Origin of the sequence: Microbacterium sp. CGR1 (assembly GCF_051062835.1) — a bacterium.
GTDB lineage: Bacteria > Actinomycetota > Actinomycetes > Actinomycetales > Microbacteriaceae > Microbacterium.
Window position 1 is genome coordinate 1,128,299 of the sequence record NZ_JAOTPG010000001.1, and the last position, 17,446, is coordinate 1,145,744.

Genomic DNA, 17,446 nt, shown 5'->3' on the forward strand with positions numbered 1-17,446 from the left:
CGGGCATGCCACGAGCGCTGTTCTCGTCATCTGCCGACCGAAGGGGCTACTCGCCTCGCAGGACCGCCAGAGCGTTCTCGAAGTCCGCCGGGTACGCCGACTCGAACTGCACCCACTCCCCCGTCGCCGGGTGCGAGAATGCGAGCTTGTGCGCATGCAGCCATTGGCGGGTGAGTCCGAGCCTCGCCGACAGCGTGGGGTCCGCACCGTAGAGCGGGTCGCCGACGCACGGATGCCGGAGTGCGGCCATGTGCACGCGGATCTGATGCGTGCGACCGGTCTCGAGATGGATCTCGAGGAGCGAGGCGCCAGGGAACGCCTCGAGCGTCTCGTAATGGGTGACCGAGGGCTTGCCGTCGGGAACGACCGCGAACTTCCACGAGTGATTCGGATGCCGACCGATCGGTGCGTCGATCGTGCCGGTGAGCGGGTCGGGGTGCCCCTGGACGACCGCGTGGTAGATCTTCTCGACCGTGCGCTCCTTGAAGGCGTGCTTGAGCGCCGTGTAGGCCGACTCGCTCTTGGCGACGACCATGAGCCCGCTGGTGCCGACGTCGAGGCGATGCACGACACCTTGACGCTCGGGCGCGCCGCTCGTGGCGACACGGAATCCTGCGGCGGCGAGAGCACCCACCACCGTGGGGCCCTCCCAGCCGACAGACGGGTGTGCGGCGACGCCTGTGGGCTTGTCGACCACCACGATGTCGTCATCGTCGTAGACGATCCCGAGTTCGGGTACTGCGATCGGGATGATCCGCGGCTCCTCTTTCGGCTGCCACTCCACTTCGAGCCACCCGCCGCCGCGAAGACGATCGGACTTGTCGAGTGTGACGCCGTCGAGACGCACACCTCCGGCTGCGGCGACATCCGCGGCGAAGGTGCGGGAGAAGCCGAGCATCTTGGCCAAGCCGGCGTCGACGCGCGTTCCCTCCAGCCCCTCAGGGACGGGAAGGGAGCGGAAATCCACGCTCAGCGCCCGTCCGACGCGGCGGCCGGCGCATCGGGAGACGTGCTGTCGGTGCGCGAGGCGTCCGTCTGCGCCACGGCATCCGCCTCGTCGGCGATCGCGACGGCTTCAGCTTCTTCGTCCGTCTCCACGGGGGCGTGGTCGCGTTCGCGAGTACCGTCGAAACGCAGCCCGAAGACGACGAGCAGTGCGACGGAGATCATCCCCGTGACGATGAAGATGTCCGCGACGTTGAAGATCGCCGGCATCATCCACGGCATCGAGATCATGTCGACGACATGCCCCATGGGGAAACCGGGATCGCGGAACAGGCGATCCGTGAGGTTGCCGAGAACTCCACCGAGAAGACAGCCGAGGACGACAGCCCACAGCCGGGAGCGGAGGCCGAAGGCCTTCCACACGATCACGCCGGCGACGACCGCGAGTGCGATGGTGAAGATCCACGTGACGTCGGACCCGAGCGAGAACGCCGCACCGGGATTGCGCACGTAATACAGCTGAAGGAACTCACCGAGCACCGGGACGGGCTCCTGCAGCGGCAGGTTCTCGGTGGTGAGGTACTTCACAAACTGATCGGCGGCCAGCACGATCGCTGCGAGAATCGCAACGATCGCGCCAGCCGCCGACCGACGAAGGGCAGGGCGTCCTGGCAAAGGGACGACCTACAGTCCGATCGCAGAGACCGGGGTCGAGTCCGTCGACGCCGACTTCTCGTCGAGGTCGCGGAGCTGGCCCTCGATGTAGCCGCGCAGCTGCGAGCGGTAGTCGCGCTCGAAGTTGCGGAGCTCGGTGATGCGAGCCTCGAGCGTGTTGCGCTCGCGCTCGAGACGTGCCGACTCTTCGCGCTGCTTGGCCTCGGCCTCGGTGCGGATGCGGTTGACTTCGCCCTCGGCGTCGGCGATGAGCTGAGCGCGCTTGGCTTCACCCTCAGCGACGTGCTCGTCGTGGAGGCGCTGTGCGAGCTCGATGATGCCGGCGGTGGCGGTCGCGGAACCCGACGGAGCGGGCTCGGCCGGTGCGGCGACGGGCGTCTCTTCGACGACGGGCGCGGGCGCCTCGGCCGCGGGAGCCGCAGCAGCGACCGGCGCATCGCCGGACTCGAATGCGGCCAGCTTGGCCTTGAGCTCGACGTTCTCTTCGAGGGCCTTGCGCCACTCGATGACGATCTCGTCGAGGAAGTCGTCGACCTCGTCCGGGTCGAAGCCGTCCTTGAAGCGGACGTGCTGGAACTGCTTGGTGACGACGTCATCCGGGGTAAGTGCCATGGTGGCTCCTTCGATGAGTTCGGTTGCCAGTTTCGAGAATGGCGTGGTCGTGATGTGGCGCGAACCCGGGGCGCGCACCTGGGAGCCAAGCATAGTCCCCGAGCCTGTCAGCCGCGACGCCGCGACACTCCGCGGCACCGAAGTCGGGCAGGGCTCAGATGAAATTACGGACGACGCTCATGAGGATCAGGACGATCAGAATCGTGATCGAGAACCCGAAATCAAGCGAGATCGAGCCGATCCTCAGAGGTGGGATGATCCGCCGGAAGAACCGGACAGGCGGATCGGTCAGCGTGTAGACGAGCTCGGCTGCGACGAGACCCGCACCCTTGGGTCGCCACTCCCGATTGAACATGGGGATGTAGCCCAGGATCAGACGAGCGAAGAGCACCAGCAGATACAGCAGAAGCGCCAGATGGATGATGCTGGCGACGATGGAGACGACGATCCCCACGGTCTACGACTGGTCGAAGCCCGCGGACTCAGCGTCTGCGTGCGCGATTCCCCCGTGGCCCGACACAGCGATGTTCTCCGGCGAGAGCAGGAACACCTTGGAGGTGACCCGCTCGATACGGCCGTACAGGCCGAGCGAGAGACCGGATGCGAAGTCGATCAGACGGCGAGCGTCGGCGTCGCTCATCTGAGAGAGGTTGATGATGACCGGGACACCTTCGCGGAAGCTCTCGGCGATGAGCTGAGCATCGCGGTACTGCTTCGGGTGCACGGTGAGGATCTCGTTCACTGCCCCTCCTGCGGGCTGGCGCACGGCGACGGGGCGCCGCAGCGGGGTGACGGGCGCCGGAGCGGGCTCTTCCCGGTCACGCTCGCGGTCGCGATCACGTTCGCGGTGGGCGCGGGCCGGAGCCTGCTCCTCGTAAGCCTCTTCCTCGTCGGCGAGGCCGAGATACACCATGGTCTTCTTCAGCGGGTTACCCATCGTGTCCTCCGGTTCGAACGTGTCGGGCTGGTCTGTTCACAGGTTAACCCCGGTCGGGGCGGGGTCCCGTGATTGCGGAGCCGATCCGCAGGTGTGTCGCGCCGGCATCGATGGCTTCGACGAAGTCACCGGTCATGCCCGCAGAGATCCATTCGGCGGCGGGCTCGATCTCGCGCACTCCGTCGGCGACAGCGCGCAGCCGGGCGAACGCCGATGCAGGCTCCTCATCGAGAGGAGCCACGCCCATCACCCCTCGCAGGCGTAGCGACGGAAGGGTCAGGATGTGCTCGGCGAGCGAGCGCGCGTTGTCGGGCGCGACGCCGCCTCGCCCCTCGTCCGCCGTCAGATTCACCTGGACGAGCACGTCGAGGACGTCATCGCCCTCTGCGGCCCTGTGCAGGGCATCCGCGAGCCTGTCGCGGTCGACCGAATGCACCGCATCCGCACTCCGCCGGATCGCCGACGCCTTGTTGGTCTGCGCCTGTCCGATGAAATGCCAGCGGACATCGAGGTCTTCGAGCTCGCCGACCTTGGAGGAGAGTTCCTGCTGACGGTTCTCCCCCACGTCTCGCACACCGAGCGCATGCAGATCGCGCACGAGCGAGGCGGGGTGGAACTTCGTCACGACGATCCGGGTGATCTCCCCCGGATCCCGATCGGCCAGGCGCGCGGCCTCGGCGATCCGTTCATCGATCGCCGAGAGCCGCGCGGCCAGGCCCGATTCCTCCTCGCCCTGCGCGAGGGTCACTTCAGGAATTCGGGGATGTCGATGTCGTCATCCGCGAAAGCGGGCTCGATGCTCGTGGCCGTGACGCGCTGCGGGGTCTTCTCGGCCTCGACGGTCTCGGAGGCGGGCTTGCTGTCCTCGTCGTTCGAGAGAGCGACCTCGGGGAGCGTGCTCGCCGCAGCGGGTCGCGTGACGACCATCGGGTCCAGACGCAGCGACGGCTCGCCGCTGTCGAAGCCGGCGGCGATCACCGTGACACGCACCTCGTCGCCGAGCGTGTCGTCGATGACCGTACCGAAGATGATGTTCGCCTCGGGGTGCGCGGCCTCCTTGACGAGGTCCGCGGCGTCGTGGATCTCGAAGATACCGAGGTTCGATCCACCCTGGATGGAGAGCAGAACGCCGTGGGCGCCCTCGATGCTCGCCTCGAGGAGCGGCGACTCGACGGCCAGCTCTGCGGCCTTGATCGCGCGGTCGGCGCCGCGCGCCGATCCGATTCCCATGAGTGCGGAACCCGCGCCCTGCATGACGGACTTGACGTCCGCGAAGTCGAGGTTGATCAGACCCGGGGTCGTGATGAGGTCGGTGATGCCCTGCACACCCGCGAGGAGGACCTGGTCTGCGGTGGCGAACGCCTCGATCATCGAGATCCCGCGATCGCTGATCTCGAGGAGTCGGTCGTTCGGCACCACGATGAGGGTGTCGACCTCTTCTTTGAGCTTCACCACGCCGGCTTCGGCCTGGCTCTGACGACGGCGACCCTCGAACGAGAACGGCTTGGTCACGACACCGATCGTCAGTGCGCCGATCGACTTCGCGATACGCGCGACGACGGGGGCGCCACCGGTTCCGGTCCCGCCTCCCTCACCTGCGGTCACGAAGACCATGTCGGCACCCGTGAGAGCCTGCTCGATCTCCTCCGCGTGGTCCTCGGCGGCGCGACGGCCCACCTCGGGGTCTGCTCCTGCGCCGAGTCCGCGAGTGAGCTCGCGGCCCACGTCGAGCTTGACGTCGGCGTCGCTCATCAGCAGCGCCTGCGCGTCGGTGTTCACTGCGATGAACTCGACTCCGCGGAGACCGAGGTCGATCATGCGGTTGACGGCGTTGACGCCGCCACCGCCGACGCCGACGACCTTGATCACGGCGAGGTAGTTCTGGTTCTGGCTCATGGCCGGCCTCCGAATAGTCGAGCCTGTCTTTGGGCGAGATTCCGAGGGTTGAACCTTAAACCTCAACTAGAGGTGTAAAGTATTTCCCGGTATTGGTTTCTCTTGTTCGAAGGTAAGCGTCACGCCCCCGCGCACCCGCAACGACACGGGCGTGTCGCCCGTTTGCCGTCGAAACCTCAGCCGACGACCACCGCGTGCGGCGAGGTGACGTCGATCGTGGATGCGTCCGGACGCCCGATCAGGGTCTTCGAGAGGGCCTCGCTCTTCATCGGCGAGTCCTCGGAGCTTCCCCACACGACGGTGAGACCCGAGCTCAACGTGAGCGTCACGTCATCCGGCGACGTCGCCCGCACGCCCGTGAGCATCGCTCTCAGGTCGGCCGGCACCGATCGCACGACGAGACCCGCGCTCTCGAAGGCTGCAGAGTCGGTGCCGCCCTCGATGTCGAGGACGGGCTGCCCGGCAGGCTGATCCGACGTCGTCGCGAGAGCGACCCCTGCGGCGTCGACGAGCGTGTACCCCGCCTCAGAGCGGATGACGCCGACGGGTGTGCGCTCGACGATCCGCACCGTGAGGTCGTGCGGCGGTCTCGCCTCCAGTGCATAGGTCTCGATCAACGGGAAGGCCAGCAGAGACGCCTTGACCTCGCTCGAATCGATCGAGGCGAGCGGGGTGCCGACCTGGTCGACCAGTGCGGCTTCGACCGTCGCGGCATCCAGGGTCGTCGCGCCCACCACGGTGATCTTCTCGACCGCGAACAGCGGACTGTATGCCGCGGCGGTGGTTCCCCCGACGAGGAGGACGACAGCCCCGATCGCGCTCAGCCAGATGATCCGTCGACGACGTGAGCGCTGGGTGAAGCGCCGGATCTCCGCCCGGAGCGCCTTGCGTCGTGCGCGCGCGGCACGCCAGACGTCACGCGTCGACGTCGGCCGCTCGGCGTCCTCCGCGCCAGCGCCTCCTGCGAAGGCCCCGAGATCGACGACATCCGCATCCTCGCGCCGGCCGCCACCCGCAGCGGCGCGTGCGCGACCACGAGAGCCCGCCCGTCGCCCGGCTGCGGACTCGTCCTCCGCGAGACCCGCGGGAGGCGTGGGAAGCGGAGGCGGACGTCGCATCGCCTAGACCTCTGTGGTCCGCAGCGACTCGAGCACCTGCGGGATGATCTGGTAGACGTTTCCGCAGCCGAGAGTCACGACGAAGTCGCCCTCACGTGCGACCGACGCCGTGTAGTCGGCGGCCTGCTGCCAGTCCGCGACGAAGTGCACGTGCGAGGGGTCCCGGAAGGCACCGCTGACCAGCTCACCCGTGACACCGGGAACCGGGTCCTCGCGGGCACCGTAGACGTCGAGCACGACCGTGTGGTCGGCGTAGGCCTCGAGCACGTCGGCGAACTCACGGAACATGTGCTGCGTGCGCGAGTACGTGTGGGGCTGTTGGATCGCGATGATCCTGCCGGAGCCGGCGATCGAGCGCATCGCTTCGAGCGCCGCCCGCACCTCGGTCGGGTGGTGCGAGTAGTCGTCGTAGACCGTGACGCCGCGCTCGACTCCGTGCTGCTCGAGCCGGCGCACGGTGCCGGCGAAGCCCTCGACGGCGCGCGCGGACTCCGCCAGGTCGAAGCCGACGGACAGGAGCACCGTGATGGCTCCCGCCGCGTTGATCGCGTTGTGCGCGCCGGGCACGGCGAGCTGCAGCCTCACGCTCTCCTCGCCCCGGGTGATCGTCGCGGAGACGGGGCCCGCAGCCACGATGTCGGTGACGCGGACGTCGGCATCCTCGGCCTGCCCGAAGGTGATGACGTTCGGGTGCGAGAGCCCGGCGCCCACGCGCAGCGCGCCTGCATCGTCACTGGAGATGACGACGGCCTCGGTGGCGGCGTCGGCGAAGCGCACGAACGCGTCGTGGAAGGCCTCGTCGGACCCGTAGTGGTCGAGGTGGTCGGGGTCGACGTTCGTGATGAGCGCGACCGCGGTGTCGTAGAGCAGGAAGGTGCCGTCCGACTCGTCGGCCTCGATCACGAAGAGCTCACCCGTGCCCGTCGCACTGGAGACTCCGAGCTGCTCGATCACGCCGCCGTTCACGAAGTTCGGGTCGGCACCGAGCGCCTGAAGAGCCGTCACGATCATGCCGGTCGACGACGTCTTACCGTGCGCACCGGCGACCGAGACGAGCCTCCGCGCGCCGATCAGCCAGTGCAAGGCCTGCGAACGATGGATCACGTGCAATCCACGTTCCTTCGCGAGGAGGAACTCGGGATTCTCGGGCCAGATCGCTCCCGTGTGCACCACGGTGTCGGCATCGCCGAGGTGGGCGGCATCGTGTCCGACGTGCACCGTGGCACCGGCCGCTGCAAGGGCGCGGAGATTGTCGCTGTCCGCCCGGTCGCTCCCGGACACGCGGATGCCGGCGTCGAGGAACATCTTGGCGAGGCCGCTCATGCCGGATCCGCCGATGCCGATGAAGTGCGCGGAGGAGATCGACTCGGGGATCGGGAGGGTGAGGTCAGGTCTGATCATGTCGGATTCAGTCTACTTTTCGGTGAGGACGTTTCGGCGGCGCTGAGCCGTGTCTGAAACGGAGTCAGACGAGCCCGAGGGCTCGGTCCACGAGGGCGATGACGTTCTCGGTGCCGCTGCGGGTGCCCACTCGACCTGCAGCGTCCGCCATCGACGAGAGCCGCTGCGGATCCTTCAGCACGGGGATCACGATGCGTCGCACGGCGTCGCCGTCGAAGGTGGCGTCGTCGAGCAGACGGGCGGCGCCGGCGGCGACGGCGGATGCCGCGTTGAGCCGCTGCTCGCCGTTGCCCACCGAGTACGGCACGTACAGCGCGGGGATGCCGAGCGCGCTGATCTCGCTGACCGTCGCCGCCCCGGAGCGCGAGACGATGAGGTCGGCCAGGGCGAACGCGAGATCCATGCGGTCGACGTAACGACGCAGCGCATAGCCGGGCACCTCGGGGTCGGCCAGGTCGCTGCGCTCGCCCGTGACGTGCAGCAGCTGCCATCCGGCGGCCAGGACGTCGCCCCAGGAGTCCGCGAGCGCCTCGTTCAGGCGCTGAGCTCCGAGCGATCCGCCGAACACGAGCAGGACCGGACGAGAGGCATCGAGCCCGAAGTGCTCTGCGGCCTCGTCGCGAGCGGCGGCGCGGTCGAGCTCGATCACCTCGCGGCGCAGCGGCATGCCGACGACCTCGCCTCCGCGCAGCTTCGTGCCGCCGAAGGCGACTCCGGTCGCTGCGGCGCGACGCGCACCCAGCACGTTCGCGAGGCCAGGCTTGGCATTGGCCTCGTGCACGACGAAGGGAACACCCTCTCGGCGCGCGGCGACGTAGGCCGGAGCCGAGGCGTATCCGCCGAATCCGACCACGACGTCGACGCCGTGTGCACGGATGTGCTCCCGCACCTGCGCGATCGCCCGACGGAAACGGCCGGGGAATGCCGCCGCCTGCCTGTTCGGACGACGCGGGAACGGGACCTTGTCGACGATGAGGAGTTCGTATCCGCGGGCGGGGACGAGCCGGGACTCGAGTCCCTCTGCCGTGCCCAGCACGAGGACGGTCGCATCGGCTTCGCGGGCTCGCAGTCCGTCGGCGACGGCGAGCAGGGGGTTGACGTGACCGGCGGTTCCACCGCCGGCGAGAAGGTACGTGGTCACCGTGTGACCCTACCCCGCCCTGCCGAGGGGGTCCGCTCAGCCGCACGTGCTTCCGGCACCTTGAGAGTGCGCGCGAAGGACAGCAGGACGCCACAGGCGATGAGCACCGCGAGGAGCGCCGTGCCGCCCTGCGACATGAACGGCAGCGGAACGCCCATGACCGGGAACAGCCCGATGACGACGCCGATGTTGAACACGGCCTGTCCGGTGATCCAGACGGTGAGGCCGCCGGCCGCGACGCGGATGAACGGGTCGTCCGTCTTGCGGATGATGTGGAAGGCGCCGACCGTGAAGAGCGTGAAGAGCGCGAGGACGACGATGCAGCCGATCAGCCCGAGCTCCTCTCCGACGATCGCGAAGATGAAGTCGTTGCCGGCAGCGGGCAGCCACCCGTACTTCTCCTGCGAGTTGCCGAGACCGACGCCGAAGATGCCGCCGGAGGCCATGCCCCAGATCCCGTGGATCGACTGGTAGCAGTCACCGGTGTAGGCCGACATGTCGGAGCACGTGGCCGTGATGCGCCGCATGCGGTCAGGGCTCGTGACCGCGAGGGCGATGACCGCGACGATGCCGAGCAGCACCGGCAGGATGAACAGCCGCAGCTTCACGCCGGAGAAGAACAGGCAGCCGAGCAGGACGATGACCAGCACCATCGCGGTGCCGAGGTCTTTTCCGGCGATGACCGTGCCGATCGCGAGGGCCCCGACCGGGACCACCGGGATGAACACCTGATGCCAGGTCCCGAGCATCGTCTGCTTGCGCAGCAGGACGTACCCGACCCAGAGCGCGAGCGCGAGCTTCAGGAACTCCGACGGCTGCAGGGTGAACCCGGCGATCATGATCCAGTTGCGGTTACCGCCGTCCTCGATGCCGAGGGGCGTGAAGACGAGCAGCTGCAGGGCGATGGAGCCGAACAGCGCCGGCCAGGCCATGCGCTTGAGGAAGGCGATGGGCAGCCGCGAGATCAGGAACATCAACGGGATGCCGAGCACGGCGAAGATCCCCTGGCGCAGCGCGCCGTCCATCGGGTTCTCGCCCTTCGACACCGCGGTCGCGCTCGTCGCCGAGAGCACCATCACGAGGCCGAAGATGGTCAGCATCAGGGCGGCCGACGCGATCATCAGGAACTCGGTCGAGACCGGGGTGAATCGCTTCCCGAGGGAGACGCGGGCGGCGAGACCGCCCGACGAGGTGCGGCCGGACTCAGACCGAGGGGGGCGTGCGACCTGCGTCATCGGCGCTCCCCCGGTCTATCCAGTCCCGCACCGCCTCGGCGAAGCGGTGTCCGCGATCCGCGTAGCTGGAGAACTGATCGAAGGATGCCGCTGCGGGGGCCAGCAGAACTGTTCCCTCGCCATCGACGATCCCCGCGGCGATCTCCACGACGCGATTCATGACGTGACCAGTCTCGCCAGCATCCACCTCGAATACCGGCACCCCCGGCGCGTGTCGCTCGAATGCCGCGACGACGGAGGTGCGCTCGACACCGATCACGACGGCCGCACGGGCCGTCGTGCCGACGGATGCGACCAGATCGGCGATGTCGACGCCCTTCAGATCCCCTCCGACGACCCAGACCGCACCGGGGTAGGCGCGCAGCGACGAGGCCGCGGCATGCGGATTCGTCGCCTTGGAATCGTCGACCCAGGTGATGCCGGCGTGGCGCGCGATGACCTGGATGCGGTGCTCGTCGAGTCGGAACGACTGGAGGGCCGCGTGGATGGCTTCGGGCTCGACCCCGAGCGAACGTGCGAGGGCGCTGGCCGCGAGGATGTTCTGCACGATGTGCGGTGCGGCGAGGCCGACGTCCTGCAAGTCGGCGACCGTCGTCAGCTCCAGGGCGCTGGTCGCCCGATCATCGAGGAACGCCCGATCGACGAGCAGCCCCTCCACCACGCCGAGATCGCTGGGACCGGGGATCCCGAGATCGAATCCGATCGCGCGGGCGCCGTCGACGACCTCGGCCTCCTCGACCATGATCCTGGTCGCCTCATCGGCCTTGTTGTAGACGCAGGCGACCCGGGTGTTGCGATACACGACCGCCTTCGCGTCGCGATACGCCTGCGCGCTGCCGTGCCATACGAGGTGGTCGTCCGCGAGGTTCAGGCACACCGACGCGTGCGGGAAGATCTGTCCCTCGGCGCTGGACTGTCCGAGGTACCAGAGCTGGTGGCTGGAGAGCTCGACGACGAGCGCGTCGAAGCCTTCGGGATCGCGCACGGCGTCCAGCACCGGCACGCCGATGTTGCCGCACGGGGCCGCACGCAGCCCACCCTCGACGAGCAGGGACGCCGTCAGCTGCGTCGTGGTGGTCTTGCCGTTCGTGCCGGTGATCAGCACCCAGTCGGCCGGAGTGCCGTCGGCGCGCGTGACCTTGTCGCGGACGCGCCAGGCGAGCTCGATGTCACCCCAGATCGAGATGCCCGACTGCTGCGCCCACCGGATCACGGGGTGCGCGGGACAGAAACCGGGAGAGGCGATGACCACCTCGGGGGCGAAGTCGCTCAGGACCTCGGGCACCTCGGCGAGCGATCCCAGTTCGAGGCGCGCGCCGATCACGGGAAGGAGATCGGCGTACTCCTGCTCGGCCGATTCGCTCAGCACGAGAACATCTGCTCCGAGCTCCGTGAGCGTGTCGGCCACCGAGAACCCGGTCATCGAGAGCCCGAGCACGGCGACCCGCAGGCCCGACCAGTCGGAGTGCCAGCTGGTCAGCGTCGCGAGTCTGGACTCAGCTGACACGCGTCAGCCATTCGACGTAGAAGAGTCCGACGGCAGACACGGCGAGAAGGCCCGCGATGATCCACATCCGCACCACGATCGTGACCTCCGACCATCCGCGCATCTCGAGATGGTGGTGGAAGGGACTCATCAGGAACAGCCGCTTGCCGCGGGTGACCTTGAAGTAAGCACGCTGCAGGATGACCGAGCCGGACGCGAGGACGAACACACCGGCGATCACGAAGAGCAGCAGCTCGGTGCGGGTGAGGATCGCCATGGCGGTGATCACACCGCCGATCGCCATCGACCCGACATCGCCCATGAAGACCTTGGCCTTGGGGGCGTTCCACCAGAGGAATCCGATGAGGCTGGCGGCGAACGACGCGGCGATGATCGCCAGGCTGAACGGATCGCGCACCTCGTAGCATCCGCCGATGGCCGCCGATTCAACGCCTTCGCCGACGCAGGACTGCTTGAACTGCCAGAAGGCGATCAGGCTGTACGCGCCGACGACGATGACTCCGGCTCCCGCAGCGAGGCCGTCGAGCCCGTCCGTGAGGTTGACGCTGTTGGACGTCGCCACGCCGATCACCGAGATCCACAGCAGGTACAGGGCCCAGCCGAGGATCGCGGCGAAGGCGAAGAGGTTCAGCCAGGGGATGTCGCGGAAGAGCGAGATCGAGCCGGATGCCGGCGTCTGGTCGTACGAGTTCGGGAAGTTCAGCGCGACGATGCCGAACGGGATGATCACCAGCAGCTGGCCGATGATCTTGCGCCATCCAGAGAGTCCGAGACTGCGCTGGCTGCGCACCTTCATGTAGTCGTCGATGAAGCCGACGGCCCCGAAACCGACCATCAGCCAGATGACGAGGAGCGCGGATGTCGAGGGCGTGCCGCCACCGACGTAGGTTCCGGTGAAGTAGCCGACCATGGTGCCGACGATGAAGATCACGCCGCCCATCGTCGGGGTTCCCCGCTTCGCCTCGTGGCTCGGGTTCTCGATCGCCTCGGGCGTGCGGATGACCTGTCCCCAGCCCCACTTCCGGAAGAGCCGGAGGAAGACGGGAGTCAGGAAGAGGGTGAAGGCGAGCGAGATGGCGGCCGCCATGATGAGAGATCTCACGAGAACAATTCTCCCAGACGATCGCCGAGGTGCCGGAGCCCGACGGAATTGGATGACTTCACGAGCACGCGGTCGCCGTCGCGCAGCTCGCCGCGCAGGTACTCGAAGGCTGAGTCCTGGTCGGGGAAGAACACGGCCTCGCTGTCCCACGAGCCCTCGCCGATCGCGGAGATGAAGAGGCGGCGGGCCTCGGGGCCGATGACCACGATCCGCTGGATGTTCAACCGCACGGCGAGCAGACCGATCCTGTCGTGCTCCTCACCCGCCGTCTCACCCAGCTCGCTCATGGCGCCGAGCACGGCGACCGTCCGTTCGTCGGGGCCGGTGATCTGCGCGAGGGTGCGCAGCGCCGCGGCCATCGAGTCCGGACTCGCGTTGTAGGCGTCGTTGATGATGCGCACCCGGTCGTTGCCCATCGGCTGCATGCGCCAGCGCTCGGCGATCTCGACCGTCTCGAGACGCGCGATCGCGTCGGCCGTCGAGACGCCCAGCACACGCGCAGCCGCGATGGCGGCGAGGGCATTGCCGATGTGGTGCGCGCCGAGGACCTGCAGTCGGAGCGGGAGCCGCTCCCCCGCGGCCTCGATCACGCAGGAGGTGCCGGATGCGGTGACCTCGAGGTCATGGGCTCGCACATCTGCCGCGGCGCTCTGGCCGAAGCCGACGACCTGCAAGCCGCGCGAGACCGCGAGCTCGCGCATCGCCGCGACACGGGGGTCGTCGGCGTTGAGCACGGCCGTTCCTGAGGGTATGGCCGCGGCGACCAGCTCGGACTTGGCCTTGGCCGTCGCCTCGATGCCGCCGAAGCCGCCGGCGTGCGCCATGCCGACCATCAGCACGACGGCGATGTCCGGCTCCACGAGTCCCGCGAGACGGGCGATGCTGCCCGGGGCGTCCGCACCGAACTCGCTGACGAGGAAGCGCGTGTCGTGCGTGATCCGCAGCATCGTCACCGGAGCGCCGACCTCGTTGTTGAACGAATTGATGGGCGCGACCGTCTCGCCCTCGCCGGAGAGGATGCGGGCCAGGAAGTTCTTGGTCGTCGTCTTGCCGTTCGACCCGGTGATGCCGACGATCTTGAGGTTCCCCTCGGCACGCACGCGGGCTACGACCTCGCGCGCGAGATCGGCGAGGGCGCCCACGGCGCTCGGCACGACGATCTGCGTGATCTCGTCGTCGACCGGATGCTCCACGATGGCCAGAACGGCGCCGGCGGCCAGCGCAGAGCCGACGAAGCGGTGACCGTCGGTCTCCGCCCCCGGCTTCGCGACGAAGACGGATCCGGGCGCCATGTTGCGCGAATCGGTGTCGACCACGCCGTCGACGAGGGTCTCGGCGGTCGCGGTACCGGCGAGGCGGAGATCACCCCCGAGGACGGTGGCGATCTCAGCAAGCGACAGGGCGATCATGACGTCTCCAGGCGCGGCAGGGCGCCGTCTATTCGAACTTGGGAAGCAGTGCGTCCATCGGAGTCGAGGACGGCATCACGCGGTAGGTCTTCATGGTCTGGGTCATCGCCTTCTGGAAGGCCGACGCGGTGGCAGCAGACGATGTAACTCTAGTCGGCTCGTCGAGAGTCACCACGACGACGTACTGAGGGTCATCGACGGGAGCGAAGCCCACCATGCTGGTGTAGTACACGCCGGCCTTGTATCCGCCGTTGCCGTCCGGGATCTGCGCGGTACCCGTCTTGCTGGTCACGCGGTAGCCGGGAACCTGGATGCGCTCGGCGTTGCCGCCCTGGACGGCGACATTCTCGAGCATCCGCGTCAGGTCAGCGGCGGTCTCGGGCTTGATGATCTGGTCGTGCGCCGCAGCCTCGGGGGTGACGACCGTGCCGTCGGGCGTCGTGCAGGACTCGATCAGTGACAGGCCGATCTTCTCTCCGCCGTTCGCGATCGCCTGGTAGGCGCCTGCGAGCTGCGGGGCGGTGACAGTGAAGTACTGTCCGAACGTGGTCGTGTACAGCGACTGGTTGTCCCACTCGCTGGTCGGGTGCAGCAGGCCGCCGGCCTCGTCCGGGAAGTCGATGGTCCTGGTGCCGACTCCGAAGCGCTGCAGGTAGTCGTAACGCACATCGGGGCTCACCATGGTGCCGAACTTCGACAGTGCCACGTTCGAGGAGTCGATGAGCGCGCCGGCGAGGGTGTACTGGAAGGTCGGGTGCACGAACGCGTCGTTGATCACGGCCCCGTTGTCGAACTTCTCCTTCGACGAAGCAGACACCGTGGGGCTCGTCATGGTCACGCCGGCGTTCTCCATGATCGCCGCGGCGGTGACCGCCTTGAACGTCGAGCCGGGCTCGAACGGGTAGGTGAAGAGCTTGCTGCCCCAGGTGTCGGACGACGAGGCATCCAGGTCGTTGGGGTCCATGGTCGGCCACTCCGCGGCCGCCCGGATCTTGCCGGTGGCGACCTCGACGACCGTCACGGTGCCGCCCTTCGCGCCCTGCGCCTGTGCCTCTTCGGCGATCATCTGCTGCATGTACCACTGCAGATCGCTGTTGATCGTGAGCTGCACAGCGCCGCCGTCCACGGCGTCGACCTTGCTCTCGCTGCCGGGGATGACCACGCCGTTCTTGCCGGTGCGGTACGACTCCTCACCGTCGGTCGGTGCGAGGCACTTCTCGTCCATCTTCTCGATGCCGGCCTGAGCCTCACCCGCACCGTTGAGGTAACCGAGCAGGTTTCCGGCGACGGCGCCGTTCGGGTAGACCCGCACCTCGCGCGGCTTCATCGTGAGGTAGGACGAGATCTTGAGGTCGCGCAGCTCGATGTACTGCTCGGTGCTGAGGCCCTTCACGAGGGGGAAGTACTGAGAGTCGGGGTTCTCGGCAAGCGCGGCGGCGACGTCGTCGCGGAGCTTCTCGGCATCCAGCCCCATGATCTCAGCGATGCGAGTGGAGGCTTCGGCCCACGGCAGCGCCGGTGGGTTCTTCTCATCCTCTTCGAGGAGTCGGATCACCTGAGGGCTCAGCTGGGCGTCGTAGACGTTGACGCTCTCGGCGAGCACGGCGCCGTCCGCGTCGACGATGGATCCGCGCTGCCCGGGGATGGCGGTGCCGTGCGCGATGAACTCCAGCGACTGCGCGACGTGCTCGTCAGCCTTGACCACCTGGATGTCGACCAGTCGCACGACGAACGCGGCGAGGATCGACAGGATCACTGCCAGCGCGACGACCGTGCGTCGCCGGGGCGTCCGGGTGGCTCGTGTCGTCATGGACTCTCTCCGTCAGGTCGTGATGGTCGGTGGATCCGGCTAGCGGGTGCTGGGGCTCGGGAGCCCGTCGGTGATGGCCGGCGGCAGCTCCTCGGCGGATTGCCCCGCAGTGCCGTCCGGCGTGCCTTCCGGCGTGGCGTCATCCTCTGTGGAGGCATTCACCGGCACGTCGTTCAACAGAGCGTTGCTCACTGCGCCGGCACCGTTCGGATCGATGGTCGATGCCCCGACCGCGCCTGTCCCCTGACCGAACACGGCACCGTCGCTGAGTCGCAGGTAGGCCGGCGAGCCGGCGACCACCATGCCGAGTGCAGCGGCTCCTGTCGCGAGGGACTGCGGCGAGCTCAGACCGGTCAGGTCCTCCTGCAGTGCGTTCGTGCGGAGGTCGAGTTCGTGCTGCTCGGACGAGAGACTCGCCAGCGTGAACGAGTCCTGGGTGATCGCGAGCGACAGCCCGATCTGCACGGCTCCGATCGCCAGCGCTCCCGCGACGGCGATGAGCGCATAGGCGAGCTTCGGCTTGCGGCGGGCCGGCGTTCCCGTGACCGGCTCGAGGCGGCGACGCGGCGCGCGCGACGGTGCGTCAGGCTGAGAATGGGGCCGGGGCGCCAGCGCATTCAGGCTCATGAGGTCTCCCGCACCTTCTCTGCGGCACGCAGCCGTACCGGGATCGCCCGGGGGTTCCTGGCGCGCTCGTCGTCGTCGGCGAGTTCGGCGCCCTTGGTGATGATGCGGAAGCGCGGTGCGTGCTCCGGCAGCTCGACGGGCAGGCCCCGCGGCGCGGTCGACGCTGCGCCTGCGGCGAAGGCCTGCTTCACGAGTCGATCCTCGAGCGACTGGTACGACATCACGACGATGCGTCCGCCGACAGCGAGTGCGTCCATGGCCGAGGGAATCGCATCGGCGAGGACGTTGAGCTCAGCGTTGACCTCGATGCGCAGAGCCTGGAACACGCGCTTCGCGGGGTGCCCTGCGCGCTGAGCCGCAGCAGGAGTCGCGGCCTGAAGGATCTCGACGAGCTCTCCCGAGCGGGTGATCGGCTGCTTCTCGCGTGCGGCGATGATGAATCGCGCATAGCGGCCGGCCAGCTTCTCCTCGCCGTAGCGCTCGAAGATGCGACGGAGGTTGCCTTCGCTGTAGGTCGCGATGACCTCTGCGGCGGTGACGCCCTTCGTCTGATCCATCCGCATGTCCAGCGGAGCATCCTTCGAGTAGGCGAAGCCGCGGTCGGCTTCGTCGAGCTGAAGGGACGAGACGCCGAGGTCGAAGAGGATGCCGGCCGCGCCCTGGGCGTGCAGCCCGATCTCGTCGTACACGGTGTGCACGAGCGTGACCCGGTCCTCGAATCGGGCGAGCCGCTCCCCCGCGATGCGCAGCGCGTCGGTGTCGCGGTCGAGACCGACCAGACGGATGTTCGGGAAGCGCTCGAGCAGAGCCTCGGAGTGACCGCCCATGCCGAGAGTGGCATCGACGAGCACCGCTCCGTCGGCCTGCAGGGCGGGAGCGAGCAGCTCGACGCAGCGATCGAGCAGTACGGGGGTGTGGATGTCGCGGAGGTTCATGATCTTTCTCGGGTGACCTCTGTATGTCGGTGACCAGGGCCCTGATCCCCCTCCGCTTCTCGACCCGGCACCGGGGAAGTGTGTCGGGGCAGGAGC

General features: G+C 68.1%; 17 protein-coding genes. All 17 read right to left on the bottom strand.

Annotation, left to right across the window (positions count from 1 at the left end; all coding sequences use genetic code 11):
• Positions 1 to 46 precede the first annotated feature (46 nt).
• The 17 genes from OD997_RS05500 to rsmH all read right to left on the bottom strand — a co-directional run bounded on the left by OD997_RS05500 (position 47) and on the right by rsmH (position 17,350).
• The gene (locus OD997_RS05500) at positions 47 to 967 is read right to left on the bottom strand and encodes an RluA family pseudouridine synthase (protein ID WP_434330717.1); all 921 of its coding nucleotides are present in this window, start codon (positions 965 to 967) and stop codon (positions 47 to 49) included.
• A 2-nt stretch (positions 968 to 969) separates the two neighbouring features.
• Positions 970 to 1,620, bottom strand: coding sequence for a signal peptidase II (gene lspA, locus OD997_RS05505; RefSeq protein WP_434330718.1), 651 nt, complete (start codon positions 1,618 to 1,620; stop codon positions 970 to 972).
• A gap of 9 nt (positions 1,621 to 1,629) precedes the next feature.
• The gene (locus OD997_RS05510; RefSeq protein WP_341958131.1) at positions 1,630 to 2,232 is read right to left on the bottom strand and encodes a DivIVA domain-containing protein; all 603 of its coding nucleotides are present in this window, start codon (positions 2,230 to 2,232) and stop codon (positions 1,630 to 1,632) included.
• Between the two features lie 154 nt (positions 2,233 to 2,386).
• Complete coding sequence (locus tag OD997_RS05515) at positions 2,387 to 2,686, bottom strand: YggT family protein (RefSeq protein WP_434330719.1); 300 nt, start codon at positions 2,684 to 2,686, stop codon at positions 2,387 to 2,389.
• A gap of 3 nt (positions 2,687 to 2,689) precedes the next feature.
• Positions 2,690 to 3,169 carry a cell division protein SepF gene (locus tag OD997_RS05520; RefSeq protein ID WP_434330720.1) on the bottom strand — a complete coding sequence of 160 codons (480 nt, stop codon included), beginning with the start codon at positions 3,167 to 3,169 and terminating at the stop codon, positions 2,690 to 2,692.
• A 43-nt stretch (positions 3,170 to 3,212) separates the two neighbouring features.
• Complete coding sequence (locus OD997_RS05525) at positions 3,213 to 3,863, bottom strand: YggS family pyridoxal phosphate-dependent enzyme (RefSeq protein ID WP_434332341.1); 651 nt, start codon at positions 3,861 to 3,863, stop codon at positions 3,213 to 3,215.
• A 50-nt stretch (positions 3,864 to 3,913) separates the two neighbouring features.
• Positions 3,914 to 5,065 (bottom strand): cell division protein FtsZ, encoded by a 1,152-nt coding sequence (gene ftsZ, locus OD997_RS05530; RefSeq protein ID WP_434330721.1) that lies wholly within the window; start codon positions 5,063 to 5,065, stop codon positions 3,914 to 3,916.
• A 176-nt stretch (positions 5,066 to 5,241) separates the two neighbouring features.
• Positions 5,242 to 6,183, bottom strand: a complete 942-nt coding sequence (locus OD997_RS05535; RefSeq protein ID WP_434330722.1) for an FtsQ-type POTRA domain-containing protein — start codon at positions 6,181 to 6,183, stop codon at positions 5,242 to 5,244.
• Between the two features lie 3 nt (positions 6,184 to 6,186).
• The gene (gene murC / locus OD997_RS05540; RefSeq protein ID WP_434330723.1) at positions 6,187 to 7,584 is read right to left on the bottom strand and encodes a UDP-N-acetylmuramate--L-alanine ligase; all 1,398 of its coding nucleotides are present in this window, start codon (positions 7,582 to 7,584) and stop codon (positions 6,187 to 6,189) included.
• Positions 7,585 to 7,648: 64 nt separating this feature from the next.
• The gene (locus OD997_RS05545) at positions 7,649 to 8,725 is read right to left on the bottom strand and encodes a UDP-N-acetylglucosamine--N-acetylmuramyl-(pentapeptide) pyrophosphoryl-undecaprenol N-acetylglucosamine transferase (protein ID WP_434330724.1); all 1,077 of its coding nucleotides are present in this window, start codon (positions 8,723 to 8,725) and stop codon (positions 7,649 to 7,651) included.
• Complete coding sequence (gene ftsW, locus OD997_RS05550) at positions 8,722 to 9,960, bottom strand: putative lipid II flippase FtsW (RefSeq protein ID WP_434330725.1); 1,239 nt, start codon at positions 9,958 to 9,960, stop codon at positions 8,722 to 8,724. Before ftsW ends, OD997_RS05545 begins: the two co-directional genes overlap by 4 nt.
• On the bottom strand, positions 9,929 to 11,467 hold the full coding sequence (murD, locus tag OD997_RS05555; RefSeq protein ID WP_434330726.1) for a UDP-N-acetylmuramoyl-L-alanine--D-glutamate ligase: 1,539 nt from the start codon (positions 11,465 to 11,467) through the stop codon (positions 9,929 to 9,931). Before murD ends, ftsW begins: the two co-directional genes overlap by 32 nt.
• Entirely contained in the window at positions 11,457 to 12,569 is a 1,113-nt protein-coding gene (mraY, locus tag OD997_RS05560; RefSeq protein WP_434330727.1) for a phospho-N-acetylmuramoyl-pentapeptide-transferase, read from the bottom strand. Before mraY ends, murD begins: the two co-directional genes overlap by 11 nt.
• Entirely contained in the window at positions 12,566 to 13,978 is a 1,413-nt protein-coding gene (locus OD997_RS05565; RefSeq protein WP_434330728.1) for a UDP-N-acetylmuramoyl-tripeptide--D-alanyl-D-alanine ligase, read from the bottom strand. The genes mraY and OD997_RS05565 overlap by 4 nt, the downstream gene beginning before the upstream one ends.
• 28 nt (positions 13,979 to 14,006) lie before the next feature.
• Positions 14,007 to 15,788 carry a peptidoglycan D,D-transpeptidase FtsI family protein gene (locus OD997_RS05570; protein WP_434330729.1) on the bottom strand — a complete coding sequence of 594 codons (1,782 nt, stop codon included), beginning with the start codon at positions 15,786 to 15,788 and terminating at the stop codon, positions 14,007 to 14,009.
• A 39-nt stretch (positions 15,789 to 15,827) separates the two neighbouring features.
• Complete coding sequence (locus tag OD997_RS05575; protein WP_434330730.1) at positions 15,828 to 16,415, bottom strand: hypothetical protein; 588 nt, start codon at positions 16,413 to 16,415, stop codon at positions 15,828 to 15,830.
• Positions 16,412 to 17,350 (bottom strand): 16S rRNA (cytosine(1402)-N(4))-methyltransferase RsmH, encoded by a 939-nt coding sequence (gene rsmH, locus OD997_RS05580; RefSeq protein WP_434330731.1) that lies wholly within the window; start codon positions 17,348 to 17,350, stop codon positions 16,412 to 16,414. Before rsmH ends, OD997_RS05575 begins: the two co-directional genes overlap by 4 nt.
• Positions 17,351 to 17,446 lie beyond the last annotated feature (96 nt).

What these genes read in the sequence shown, in the direction of transcription:
- OD997_RS05510 (WP_341958131.1), bottom strand. Translation starts at nt 2,232, where the DNA reads ATGGCACTTACCCCGGATGACGTCGTCACCAAGCAGTTCCAGCACGTC.
- OD997_RS05520 (WP_434330720.1), bottom strand. Translation starts at nt 3,169, where the DNA reads ATGGGTAACCCGCTGAAGAAGACCATGGTGTATCTCGGCCTCGCCGAC.
- ftsZ (WP_434330721.1), bottom strand. Translation starts at nt 5,065, where the DNA reads ATGAGCCAGAACCAGAACTACCTCGCCGTGATCAAGGTCGTCGGCGTC.
- OD997_RS05535 (WP_434330722.1), bottom strand. Translation starts at nt 6,183, where the DNA reads ATGCGACGTCCGCCTCCGCTTCCCACGCCTCCCGCGGGTCTCGCGGAG.
- murC (WP_434330723.1), bottom strand. Translation starts at nt 7,584, where the DNA reads ATGATCAGACCTGACCTCACCCTCCCGATCCCCGAGTCGATCTCCTCC.
- ftsW (WP_434330725.1), bottom strand. Translation starts at nt 9,960, where the DNA reads ATGACGCAGGTCGCACGCCCCCCTCGGTCTGAGTCCGGCCGCACCTCG.
- OD997_RS05565 (WP_434330728.1), bottom strand. Translation starts at nt 13,978, where the DNA reads ATGATCGCCCTGTCGCTTGCTGAGATCGCCACCGTCCTCGGGGGTGAT.
- OD997_RS05570 (WP_434330729.1), bottom strand. Translation starts at nt 15,788, where the DNA reads ATGACGACACGAGCCACCCGGACGCCCCGGCGACGCACGGTCGTCGCG.
- OD997_RS05575 (WP_434330730.1), bottom strand. Translation starts at nt 16,415, where the DNA reads ATGAGCCTGAATGCGCTGGCGCCCCGGCCCCATTCTCAGCCTGACGCA.
- rsmH (WP_434330731.1), bottom strand. Translation starts at nt 17,350, where the DNA reads ATGAACCTCCGCGACATCCACACCCCCGTACTGCTCGATCGCTGCGTC.